The organism is Micromonospora sp. I033, from assembly GCF_053890995.1.
The window spans coordinates 37907-49132 of record NZ_JBSSLX010000019.1 but is presented as its reverse complement, the minus strand read 5'-3'; the positions used below and the strand labels follow the sequence as shown (position 1 = coordinate 49132).

Below are 11226 nucleotides of genomic sequence, written 5' to 3'. Positions count from 1 at the left end.
CCGCCCCAGCCGGCTCACCTGTGGAAAACCCGCCGGCCTGTGGACAAGCATGATGAGCGCCGAATCAACCCGGAAATGCGAAAAGTGGCCATCCGCGCGGGATGACCACTTTCCGGGAGCCTGTCAGGAGGAGCTGCTGGCGGCCGGCGCCTTGCTGGCCGACGAACCGGCGGACGAGCCGGACGACGCGGCGGACGAGCCGTTGCTCGAACCGGTCGAGGAGCCGCCGGACGAGCTGGTGGTCGACGACTCGGACTTCGCCGGCTTGCTCGTCGTGCTCGTGGTGCTGTCGGAACCGGACGAACGGGAGTCCGTGCGGTAGAAGCCGGAGCCCTTGAACACGATGCCGACCGAGTTGAAGACCTTGCGCAGCCGCCCCTCACACGCCGGGCACTCGGTCAGCGGGGCGTCAGAGAAGGACTGCACCGCCTCGAGCTGGTGGCCGCACGCGGTGCAGGCGTACTGGTACGTGGGCACGTTCTCCTCCGGATCTTGCACGGCCGGTTGGCACTCGACGGATTCGAGTGCCAATGGTGCGTCATGGAACCCGGGTTCGTCCAGCGGAAGCGCCCCGGGCCACATCCGGCACCGCCACCAGCCCGCCACCCGGCGTGACCACGAAGCGTACCGGCCGGTCGTGGGGCTGGGCCGGAACCGCCTCGACCAGCTCCCCGTCGTGCAGCAGCGCCACCGTGGGCACCACGGCGGGCACCCGGGCCAGCGCCCGGTCGTACGAGCCGCCGCCCCGGCCCAGCCGGTAGCCCCGGCGGTCCACCGCCAGCGCCGGCACCACCACCAGCTCGGCCCCGGCCACCGCCGCGCTCCCCAGCGGCGGGCCGGTCGGCTCGCGCAGGCCCCGGCCGGCGGCCCGCAGCGACTCCGGGCCGGTGTAGGCGGCCCAGTCCAGGTCGAGGTCGTCCAGGAGCACCGGCAGCAGCAGCTCGGCCTCCGGCGGCAGCGCCGCCCGCAGCACCGCCGGCAGGTCGCCGCCACCCGGCTCCGAGCCGACTGGCACGTACGCGGTCATCCGGGCCGGCTGCAGCCGGCGTACCAGAGCGACCAGCTCGGCCTGGACGGACGCCGCCGCCTCGGCCCGGCGCGGCGCCGGCAGCGACCGGCGATGGGCGAGCAGGGCGACCCGGAGGTCCCGCTTGGTCACATCCGCTCCATCAGAAAATTCCGGCACGCAACACTCCTGACGCAACGCTTGCCTCCCGGTCGCTCTGTGTCAGCATCGCAGGGAGGGGCGCAGAACTTCCGGGGGGAAGCTTGACGCTACGCGGGCGGTTGACGGCGGCGTTCCTCACGGTGGTGCTCGGCCCCGTCCTGCTCGGCGCGGTCTTCGTCGGCTCCACCCTGAGCGCCGTCGACCGCGGTCGAGCCGCCGAGCGGCTCGGCGTGGCCGCGGCCGGGGTGCGCACCTCCGTCGACGCCCTCTGTCAACAGCTCCGTGCGGCGGCCGACGCGGTCGCGCTGGTCGCCGACCCGGCCGCCCGGCCCCGCGCGGCCGACCAGGTGGTCGGCCGGGGCGTGGCCGCCGGCGTGCGGATCGCCGACGCCGCCGGCCGCACCAGCTACGCCACCCTCGGGGTCCCGGCCGGCCCCTGGCAGGACTGCGCCGCCGACGCGACGACCGGCCCGGTCCGCGCGCTCGCCGCCCGGGTCCGGCTCCGCGACCCGGCCGGCGCCGATCTCGGCACGGTCGCCGCCGCGCAGCCCGTCGACCCGGCCTTCGTGGCACGGCTCGCCGCGGTGACCGGGGTCGGGGTCACCCTCCTCGACGACCCGGGCCGGATCACCCACACGACCGAGGACCGGGAGGTACGCGCGGCGGTGCTGGCCGCCGCCCGCGAGGCGGATGGGGAGCGGGTGACCGGGACCGCCGACGGCCGGTACGTGCGCCGGGTCGGTCCGTCCCCCGGGCAGCCGCTGCCGCTGGTGCTCTCGGCGCCGGGGGAGCGTCCGCCCGGCCTCTACGCCGCCCTGGTCGGCGCCGTGGTGCTGGCCGCCCTGCTGGCCGTGCTGGCCGCCTGGCGGCTGGCCCGGGTCACCACCCGGCCCCTGGTCCAGCTGGCCGGCGCGGTGGACCGGGTGGCGCGCGGTGACCTGACCGCCCGCGTGCCGGTCGGCAGCAGGGACGAGATCGGGCGGCTGGCCAGCGCGTTCAACCGGATGACCCGGGAGACCGGCAGCTACGTGGCCGCGCTGACCAGCAGCCGGGACCAGCTCCGGGGCCACCTGGCCGTGCTCGGCGACACCCTGGCCAGCACCCACGACCTGCAACGCATCCTGCGGGTGATCCTGCACAGCGCGATCGCCGCCACCGGCGCGCGGGCCGGCGCCGTTCTGCTGGTGGACGGCGACGGCGTGCTGGTCGGCCAGTGCGTCGAGGGGCTGGACGGGCGGTGGCCGACCGAGGAGCGGGCCGACCCGGCGACGCTGCGGGTGCCGGTCGGCGCCGGGGTGGTCGGCACGGTGGCCGCCACCGGGGAGCCGCTGCGCGGCCGGTGGGAGCCGGCGGACGCGCCGACCGGGGAGCCGTCCTGCGAGACGTACGTGGCGGTGCCCTTCGCGGCCCCCCGCGGCGCGGAACCGCGCGGCGACCCGGACCGGCCCGGCCACCCGCCGGCCGACGGCGACAGCGCCGGCTCCGACGGCTCGGGCTCGGCCCGTCCGGCGCCGCGCCGCGACCCGGAGCCGTCGTCCGGGGCGCTCGGCGTACTGGCCCTCTACGACCGGCTCGGCGCCGACGAGTTCGACGACGACGACCTGGTCACCCTGCGGACGTTCGCCGGGCACGCGGCGGTGGCGGTGGAGAACGTCCGGGTGCACGAGGAGGCGCAGCGGCTCTCCCTGACCGACCCGCTGACCGGGTTGTGGAACTACCGCTACCTGCGCGAAGCGATCCGGCGCGAGGTGGAGCGGGCCAACCGCTTCGGCCGGATGCTCAGCGTGCTCGCCCTCGACCTGGACCGGTTCAAGGACGTCAACGACACCTGGGGACACGCCGCCGGGGACGCGGTGCTGGTCGAGTTCGCCCGCCGGGTCCGCGGCGAGATCCGCGAGGTCGACCTGGCGTTCCGGCAGGGCGGCGAGGAGTTCGTGGTGCTGCTGCCGGAGACCGACGCGCGGGGCGCCACCATCGTCGCCGAACGGCTCGGCGCGGTGGTCCGGGAGAACCCGGTGCCGGTGGAGGGGCACGCCGGGGAGCCGATCCGGGTGCGGGTGACCGTCTCCATCGGCATCGCCGTCTACCCGGACCACGCGGCCGGCGGCCAGCAGGTGCTCGACGCCGCCGACGACGCGCTCTACGCGGCCAAGGCGGCCGGCCGGGACGGCTACCGGCTGGCCCGGGCCCCCGACCCCGTCCCGACCCAGGAGATCCCCGTGGTGGTCGCCACGGTCAGCCCGCCCGACGGACTGCCCCGGGCCGGCGCCGGGGACACCGCGCCGGTGGCACAGGGCGGCGCGTCTTCCGGTCCTCACCCGCCGCGGCAGAGCCGTGGCCGATAGTCTCGCGACATGTCGGAGCACTCAGCGAACCCCTCAGCGACCGCCGCGACCGGTCGCTCCCGCGCCGTCAAGGCCGTCATCCCGGCCGCCGGCCTGGCCACCCGGTTCCTGCCGGCCACGAAGGCGGTCCCCAAGGAGCTGCTGCCGGTCGTCGACCGGCCGGTCCTCCAGTACATCGTCGAGGAGGCCGCCCAGGCCGGCCTGACCGACGTGCTGCTGATCACCGGGCGCGGCAAGACGTCGATGGTGGACCACTTCGACCGCCGGCCCGACCTGGAGGCACGGCTGGAGAGCAAGCCCGACGTGCTGGAGGCCGTACGCCGCCCCGAGGAGCTGGCCGAGATCTACACCTGCCGCCAGCCCGAGCAGCTCGGCCTCGGTCACGCCGTCGGCTACGCCGAGTCCCACGTGGGCGACGCGCCCTTCGCGGTGCTGCTCGGCGACGAGTTCGTCAAGATGGACGAGCCGCTGCTGCCGGCCATGCTGGACCTCCAGGCCCGCACCGGCGGCATCGTGCTGGCCTTCTTCGAGGTCGACCCGGCGGAGACCTCGCGCTACGGCATCGCCTCCGTCGAGCCGGCCGGTGACGAGTTCAGCGACCTCGCCGAGGTCGTCAAGGTCACCGGCATGGTCGAGAAGCCGAAGCCGGAGGACGCGCCGAGCAACCTCGCCGTCCTGGGCCGCTACGTGCTCCCCGGGAAGATCTTCGACGCGATCCGGCGGACCGAGCCGGGCAGCGGCGGGGAGATCCAGCTGACCGACGCCATGGAGCTGCTGCGTACCGAGGGGGTGCCGGTGCACGCCATCGTCTACCGGGGCACCCGCTACGACACCGGCCAGCCGCTCGGTTACCTCCAGACCGTGGTGCAGATCGCGGTCGAGCGGGACGACCTGGGCGCCGAGTTCCGCAAGTGGCTGACCGAGTTCGTCAACAACGGCGACGAGACCGTCAGCGCGGCGATCCTGAACGGGATGCGCGACGCGTCCGGCGGTGCCGGTACATGACCGCGACGGCCGACGCCGAGGCGGCCGCGAACGAGTTGACGCCGCTCGCCGACTACCTGGGCAGCGTGCTGCGCAGGTTACGCGCGCTGCCTCCGCTCGACCTCGACCTCACCCAGGCGTACGGCAACGTCCTCGCCGAGGACGTGGTCGCGCCGCACTCCTTCCCCGCCTTCGACCAGGCGGCGGTGGACGGGTACGCCGCGCGCTGGGAGGACATCTCCGGAGGGAGCCGGGGGCCGGGCTACGTCCCGGCCCCCTCCGGTATTCCCGGTGGCCGCAGCATCCGGCTGAACGTGGTCGGCGACCTGGGCGCGGCGAGCTGGCGGCCGGTCCGGCTCACCCCCGGCTCCTGCTTCTCGGTGGCCGCGGGCGCGCCGCTGCCCATCGGCGCCGACGTGGTGGTCCCGGTGGAGTGGACCGACCAGGGCATGGCCGCCGTGGAGATCTACCGCGCCCCCAAGCGGGGGTACGGCGTCCGCCGCGCCGGTGAGGAGCTGCCCGCCGGCACGCTGCTCGCCCGCGCCGGCACGTACGTCTCGCCCGCCCTGGTCGCGGTCTTCGCCGCCACCGGCATCGGGCACGTGGTGGTCCGGCCCAGCCCGCGGGTGGTCATCGTGGCCACCGGTGACGAACTGGTCGACGTCGGCCGGGGCAGCCAGCCCGGCCAGGTGGTGGACACCAACTCGCACGCGCTGACCGCCGCCGCGGCCGAGGCGGGCGCGCTGGCGTACCGGGTGGGGATCTGCGACGACGACCCGGAGGCGCTGCGCGGGCTGCTGGAGGATCAGACCCTGCGGGCCGACCTGATCATCACCACCGGCGGCACCGGCACCGGCCCCGGCGACATGGTCCGCCGGATCCTGTCCCGCCGGGAGGGCGGCCGGGCCGGGCCCGTCGCCTTCACCGAGGTCGCCCTCTATCCCGGAACGGCCCTCGGATTCGGTACGGTCGGCGCCGAGGAGGTGCCGGTGGTGTGTCTACCCGGTGAGCCCGGCGCGGCGCTGATCGGCTTCGAGGTGCTGGCGCGCCCGGCCATCCAGCTGCTGGCCGGCGCCGAACCGGTGTTCCGGCCGAGCGTCCGGGCGCACCTGCTGGAGACGGTCTCGTCCCCGGTCGGGCTGCGCGAGTTCCGCCCGGCGCACGTCGCCGAGCGGCGCGGCGGCGGCTACACCGTGCAGCCGCTCGCCGGCGGGCCGTTCACCCTCTCCGGCCTGGCCGAGGCGAACGGGCTGCTCGTTCTCGGCGAGCGGGTCACCACCGCGGCGGCGGGGTCAACTGTGGACGTTCTCCTGCTGGACCGGCGCCGGTGAGCTGGTTCCGACGGCCGCCAGGTTGGCCGGCGGTGCTGGTGGACGGTCCGGTGGTGCTGCGGCCCTACCGGCGCTCCGACGCGACGGCCTGGTCGGAGATCCGGCGGGCCAACCGGGCCTGGCTGGCCCCCTGGGAGTCCCACCTGCCGGGCGGCTGGGACGAGCTGAACTCGCCCGCCGCCTTCCGCTTCGTCCACGCCGACCAGCGGAAGTCCGCCCGGACCGGCGACGGTATGCCGTTCGCGGTCTGCCTGCGCGAGAACGGCGCGGAGCGGCTGGTCGGCCACCTCAACGTGGGCAGCATCGTGCGGCGGGCGTTCTGCTCCGGCTACGTGGGCTACTGGGTGGACTCCCGAGTGGCCGGTCGCGGCGTCATCCCCACCGCGGTGGCCCTGGCCGTGGACCACGCCTTCGGCCCCGGCGGCCTGCACCGGATCGAGGTCAACATCCGGCCGGAGAACCAGCCGTCCCGCCGGGTGGTGGAGAAGCTCGGCTTCCGCGAGGAGGCCTACCACGTGCGCTACATGCACATCGACGGCGCCTGGCGGGACCACATCGGATACGCGATGACCAGTGAGGAAGTGGCCGCCGAGGGTGGACTGCTGGCCCGCTGGCACCGCGTACGTGACAACCGCGGGTGAAGCGTCCCACCCGCCACGCCCGGCGCGGCGCACGGTGAAGTAGGTCGGCGGCCCGTAACCTCAAGTAACTGCAAGCTGTGGCAAGCGCTGCCTGCCCGCACGATCTGCGCCGTAAACGACGGGCGACGGAAGAAGTTGCGGTCTTGTGGCGCTCGCCCCGAACTTTGGTGACGGGAGGGGTGAGGGTGCCGACCTCGGTGCTCCTCGCCGTCCTCGCCGCCGCCGGTCTGCTCGCCCTCGCGCCGGCGCTGGTCCGCCGGTACGACGCCACCGAGCGGCTGGTGGCGGAGCGGGCGCAGTCGACGGCCCGGGTGCTCCAGCGCCGCCGTCGGCGGCGCACCGTGCCCGGACGGCGCCCGGTGCACCCGCCGCGCTCCCTTGTAGTCACTCTCAGTGAAGACGCCGACACGGGTAGTCTCGCCCGGCCGGTGTCGGCACCACCCGTCCGGCGCCGCTCGGGCCGGCTCCGGTCGGTGCCGCCCGCCCCGGCCAAGTCCCGCCGACGGCACCCGCCGCAGCGGCGGCGGCACACCCCGGCGATCTACCGCCGGCGCCGCGTGCTCGCCGCGCTGCTACTGCTCAACTTCGTCGAACTGATCGGCGTGGTGCTGGTCAGCCCCGGGTTCTGGATCAGCGTCTCGGTCACCGGCGCCCTGCTCGTGTCGTACGTCGTACACCTGCGGCAGCGGGCCCTGGCCGAGCGCCGGCGGCGGCGCGCGGAGGCCCGGGAGGCGGCGTGGCTGGCCGCCCGCCAGGCCGAGGTGCGCCGCGAGCAGGCGAGGCGTGCCGCCGCCCGGCGGGAGGCGCAGCGCCGGCTGGCGGCCCAGCGGGAGGCGGTCCGGCGTACCGCGATGGGGCTGGACCGGCCCGCGGACCTGCCGCCCGCGGCGAGCGGCGGCTCGGTCTCCTACCGGCGGGCGGGCGGCCTGCGGGGGCGGCCGTATCAGAGCGGGCGCGGCGCCTGAAATTTTCTGGCCGGTGGTGTCGAATTCGGCGGAGGTCGTCCGACGGGTTGGTGAAGGCCGGTGCGGAGCCGGCCGCGGACAGGGGAGCTTGTGATGGCCAAGATCGTGTCGAACTTCTTCATCTCGCTGGACGGTGTCGTGGAGCGGCCCGACCAGTGGCACTTCCCCTACTTCGACGACGAGATGGGCGCCGCCGTCGGCCGCGGGGTGGCGGCGACCACGGCGTTCCTGATGGGGCGCACGCAGTACCAGGAGTGGTCGGAGTACTGGCCGAACCAGACCGGCGACGACATCGAGTTCGCGTCGTTCATCAACTCGGTGCCGAAGTACGTGCTCTCCACCACCCTCACCGAGACGACCTGGCAGAACTCGCACCTGATCTCGGGAGACTCCGACCAGGTCGCGGCGCGGCTGCGGGAGATCAAGGCGCAGACCGACGGGGAGATCGCCATGTCGGGTGGCGCCACCACGGTCCGGTGGCTGCTTGCCAACGGGCTGCTGGACGAGCTGCGGCTGCTGGTCCACCCGATCGCCGTGGGGCGCGGTCAGCGGCTCTTCGAGGACACGGCGACGTACCCCCTGCGCCTGCTGAACAGCTCGACCTTCAAGAGCGGCGTCCTGGACCTGACGTACGCCCCCGCCTGAGGTCCGCTCGGCGATCTTGGAGGGTTTGGGCCCCCCTGGGGGCCTTTTCCCTCCAAGATCTGCTCGGGCGGCGGGGTGGTTCGCGCCGGAGGTGCGGAACCTGTTAGCCTTGTCGCCGGCCCGCCCGGTGAAAGCCGGGTGGGACCGACGCTGGTACGCCAGCGGAGGGGCTGTGGCGCAGACCGGTAGCGCACCTCGTTCGCATCGAGGGGGTCAGGGGTTCAAATCCCCTCAGCTCCACCCCGTTCAAAGGCCGTTTCCGCTAGTCGGAGACGGCCTTTTTCGATCTTGTACTCCTTGCGGGCCGCTGCGGCGCCTCGCCGGCCGTCCGGCCCGGCGCACCGGGACTTGACGCGCCGAATGTTATCGCTCACAGTCGATGGCTAAGGGGCGGCGGCACCTGTGGCTCACCGGGCGAGCCTGCGTGCGTGGACCTTGGATCAGGCGTGCGCCAAAGGGCATGCGGACGCTTTGTTAACGCTCATATCTCGACGCGTGCGCGCAGCCATGCGTCGCGGTGCGCCCGTCATCGGGCGGATCGTTCGGTCCCTTGGGCATTGGAGGAAGATCATGTCTGCCTTTGGTGGGTCTCCACCGGTCGTGCCGCGGTCGCGGCGGCGCCGGTGGTTGCTGAAGGTCATCTCAGCTGGCGTGACGGCGGTGGTCGGTGCCGCCGCCGTCGCAGTGGTGTCGACGCCCGCCGCCGCGGCGACGGTCGACACGAGCGCGTGGTACGTGTTGATCAACCGAAACAGTGGCAAGGCCCTGGACGTGTACAACCTGGCCACGAATGACGGTGCCCGCATCGTGCAGTGGGCGCGGAACAACGGCAACCAGCAGCAGTGGCAGTTCGTGGACTCGGGCGGTGGCTACTACCGGCTGCGGTCGCGGCTCTCCGGCAAGGTTCTGGACGTCTACAACTGGTCGACCGCCAACGGTGCCAGCATCGTGCAGTGGACCGACGGCAACGGGGCCAACCAGCAGTTCCGGTTGGCCGACTCCGATGGTGGCTACGTCAGGTTGGTCAACCGGAACAGCAACAAGGTGGTGGAGGTGCAGGGCGCCTCGACCGCGGACGGCGGGAACATCGTGCAGTACGACGACTGGAACGGCAGCAACCAGCAGTGGCAACTCGTCCGCGTCGACGGCGGGGGCAGCCCCACCACGCCGCCGCCCGGCACGTGCGCTCTTCCCTCGACCTACCGCTGGACATCGACGGGGCCGCTGGCGACCCCGAGGTCGGGATGGGTCTCGCTCAAGGACTTCACCCACGCCCCCTACAACGGCAGGCATCTCGTCTACGCGACGACGCACGACACGGGAACCACGTGGGGCTCGATGAACTTCGGCGTCTTCACGAACTGGTCCGACATGGCCTCCGCCAGCCAGAACGCGATGCCCTTCGCCGCTGTCGCGCCCTCGCTCTTCTACTTCGCCCCGCGGAACCTCTGGGTGCTCGCCTACCAGTGGGGTGGACCCGCCTTCTCCTACCGGACGTCGACCGACCCCACCAACGTGAACAGCTGGTCGGCGCCCCAGACGCTCTTCTCCGGCAGCATCTCCAACTCCTCCACCGGGCCCATCGACCAGGCGCTCATCGGTGACAGCACGAACATGTATCTGTTCTTCGCCGGGGACAACGGAAGGATCTACCGGGCCAGCATGCCGATCGGAAACTTCCCGGGCAGCTTCGGCTCGACCTCGACGGTGATCATGAGCGACACGACGAACAACCTGTTCGAAGCGGTTCAGGTCTACAAGCTCCAGGGCCAGAACCGGTACCTCATGCTCGTCGAGGCGATCGGCTCGCAGGGTCGCTACTTCCGCTCGTTCACGGCCACCAGTCTGGGCGGTTCCTGGACGCCCCAGGCCGCGAGCGAGAGCAATCCCTTCGCCGGCAAGGCCAACAGCGGCGCCACCTGGACCAACGACATCAGTCACGGGGAGCTGATCCGCAGCAACGCCGATCAGACCATGACCGTCGACCCCTGCAATCTGCAGTTGCTCTACCAGGGGCGTTCCCCCAACTCCGGCGGCGACTACGGCCTCCTGCCCTACCGGCCGGGGGTGCTGACACTGCAGCGCTGACGGCGTGACGCGGAACGGGTGGAACTGGAGTGGCGGGCTCGGCCCACGGCCGAGCCCGCCCGGTTCGCGCTCGGAGCCGCCCGGGACGGATCGACGACCCCGCTGAAGAGGCATTCCTCGGGTGACGCCCCAACCAGTTCAATGCGCACCCACTCGTGCTCGACCTCGTATGCCCCCCACGAGCTTGCAGCCGTGCCTCGGCCGTCTGCCGCGAGGGGCGCCCGGCGCCGACCGGGTCCGCTATCGTGCTTCCGTCCCGCTACCAGTCGGCGGCTCACGGGGGAACCACCATGAAACAGAGCACCGCCCTGCTCGCGCTGGGCCTGGCCGGCGGTCTGCTCCTGGCTGCCGGATGCACCCGGACGACGGAGCCCACGCGTGCCGAGAAACCGGTCCAGGCCGTGACCGCCGTGCCGTCTCCGACGCCCGACGTCCGCGCCGACTTGAACGCGGCGTTGCAGCGGTCGCAGGGGGTCGCCCACCGGTACGCGGTGCGCGGCAGCCTGCCCGAAGGACAGAAGGTCACCGGCACGGGCGCCTTCGATCCGAGGAAGCGCCGCTTCCAGGCCACGATCTCGGTCACCGGCGGAAAGTACCCGTCGGCGGGGAGCCGGATCGTGATCGGCACCGACAGTTACGTCCGACCGTCCGACGAGAAGGGCTGGGTGCACGTCGATCTGAAGCGGGTGAAGCGCGACGATCCCTTCCTGCGCTTCGACTGGGTCGACCCGACCGGCCTGAAGGCGTTCACCTCGTCGATCGTCTCGGTGGACCGCGCCGGGCACACCTACACCGGCCGTTTCGACCCCGACGGCAAGGACGCCACGTCGTTCCTCCCCGTGGGCGCACCGAGCATCGTCTCGATCGGCACGCCCCTGTCGCCGTTCACAATCACCACCGACGACCAGGGCTGGGTCACCTCGATCAGGGTGGAGCTGAGCCCCAGCGACGGCCCGAAACTGACGATGACCACCACCATGAGGGATCACGCGAAGCCCTTGACGATCTCCGCGCCGGCCCATGCTGGTGAGGCCGCCGACTTCTACTACCGCAAGTGAG

At 72.9% G+C, this 11226-nt stretch carries 10 protein-coding genes, 1 tRNA gene and 1 pseudogene; 10 read left to right on the top strand and 2 right to left on the bottom strand.

The features are described from left to right. The coding region (locus tag ACW0Q9_RS05840; RefSeq protein WP_456178901.1) for a hypothetical protein at window positions 1–322 on the top strand (322 nt) is incomplete at its 5' end. Between the two features lie 62 nt (window positions 323–384). On the opposite strand, the pseudogene ACW0Q9_RS05835 reads toward ACW0Q9_RS05840, so the two are convergent. Together ACW0Q9_RS05835 and ACW0Q9_RS05830 are read right to left on the bottom strand one after the other, a co-directional pair. Continuing rightward, a pseudogene (locus tag ACW0Q9_RS05835) lies at window positions 385–582 on the bottom strand (FmdB family zinc ribbon protein); the annotation flags it as partial. Next, on the bottom strand, window positions 539–1186 hold the full coding sequence (locus ACW0Q9_RS05830; RefSeq protein ID WP_456178895.1) for a 5-formyltetrahydrofolate cyclo-ligase: 648 nt from the start codon (window positions 1184–1186) through the stop codon (window positions 539–541). The pseudogene ACW0Q9_RS05835 and the gene ACW0Q9_RS05830, both read right to left, overlap by 44 nt. A gap of 83 nt (window positions 1187–1269) precedes the next feature. On the opposite strand from ACW0Q9_RS05830, the gene ACW0Q9_RS05825 reads away from it, so the two are divergent. From ACW0Q9_RS05825 to ACW0Q9_RS05785, 9 genes are all read left to right on the top strand, one after another. Further along, window positions 1270–3513, top strand: a complete 2244-nt coding sequence (locus ACW0Q9_RS05825; RefSeq protein ID WP_456178894.1) for a diguanylate cyclase — start codon at window positions 1270–1272, stop codon at window positions 3511–3513. A gap of 9 nt (window positions 3514–3522) precedes the next feature. Further along, on the top strand, window positions 3523–4518 hold the full coding sequence (locus ACW0Q9_RS05820; protein ID WP_456178893.1) for a UTP--glucose-1-phosphate uridylyltransferase: 996 nt from the start codon (window positions 3523–3525) through the stop codon (window positions 4516–4518). Next, window positions 4515–5828 (top strand): molybdopterin molybdotransferase MoeA, encoded by a 1314-nt coding sequence (locus tag ACW0Q9_RS05815; protein ID WP_456178892.1) that lies wholly within the window; start codon window positions 4515–4517, stop codon window positions 5826–5828. Before ACW0Q9_RS05820 ends, ACW0Q9_RS05815 begins: the two co-directional genes overlap by 4 nt. Before the next feature lie 32 nt (window positions 5829–5860). Next, entirely contained in the window at window positions 5861–6469 is a 609-nt protein-coding gene (locus ACW0Q9_RS05810) for a GNAT family N-acetyltransferase (protein ID WP_456178900.1), read from the top strand. A gap of 179 nt (window positions 6470–6648) precedes the next feature. After that, a complete protein-coding gene (sepX, locus tag ACW0Q9_RS05805) occupies window positions 6649–7434 on the top strand; it encodes a divisome protein SepX/GlpR (RefSeq protein ID WP_456178891.1) in 786 nt (261 codons plus the stop codon). A 93-nt stretch (window positions 7435–7527) separates the two neighbouring features. Continuing rightward, complete coding sequence (locus tag ACW0Q9_RS05800; RefSeq protein WP_456178890.1) at window positions 7528–8079, top strand: dihydrofolate reductase family protein; 552 nt, start codon at window positions 7528–7530, stop codon at window positions 8077–8079. A 166-nt stretch (window positions 8080–8245) separates the two neighbouring features. Then, window positions 8246–8319 (top strand) — tRNA-Ala (locus ACW0Q9_RS05795). Window positions 8320–8649: 330 nt separating this feature from the next. Continuing rightward, window positions 8650–10167 (top strand): non-reducing end alpha-L-arabinofuranosidase family hydrolase, encoded by a 1518-nt coding sequence (locus ACW0Q9_RS05790; protein ID WP_456178899.1) that lies wholly within the window; start codon window positions 8650–8652, stop codon window positions 10165–10167. Between the two features lie 290 nt (window positions 10168–10457). Further along, window positions 10458–11225, top strand: a complete 768-nt coding sequence (locus tag ACW0Q9_RS05785) for a hypothetical protein (protein ID WP_456178898.1) — start codon at window positions 10458–10460, stop codon at window positions 11223–11225. Window position 11226 lies beyond the last annotated feature (1 nt).

Coding starts and splice junctions, on each gene's coding strand:
- ACW0Q9_RS05820 (WP_456178893.1), top strand. CDS start 3,523: ATGTCGGAGCACTCAGCGAACCCCTCAGCGACCGCCGCGACCGGTCGC.
- ACW0Q9_RS05815 (WP_456178892.1), top strand. CDS start 4,515: ATGACCGCGACGGCCGACGCCGAGGCGGCCGCGAACGAGTTGACGCCG.
- ACW0Q9_RS05800 (WP_456178890.1), top strand. CDS start 7,528: ATGGCCAAGATCGTGTCGAACTTCTTCATCTCGCTGGACGGTGTCGTG.
- ACW0Q9_RS05790 (WP_456178899.1), top strand. CDS start 8,650: ATGTCTGCCTTTGGTGGGTCTCCACCGGTCGTGCCGCGGTCGCGGCGG.
- ACW0Q9_RS05785 (WP_456178898.1), top strand. CDS start 10,458: ATGAAACAGAGCACCGCCCTGCTCGCGCTGGGCCTGGCCGGCGGTCTG.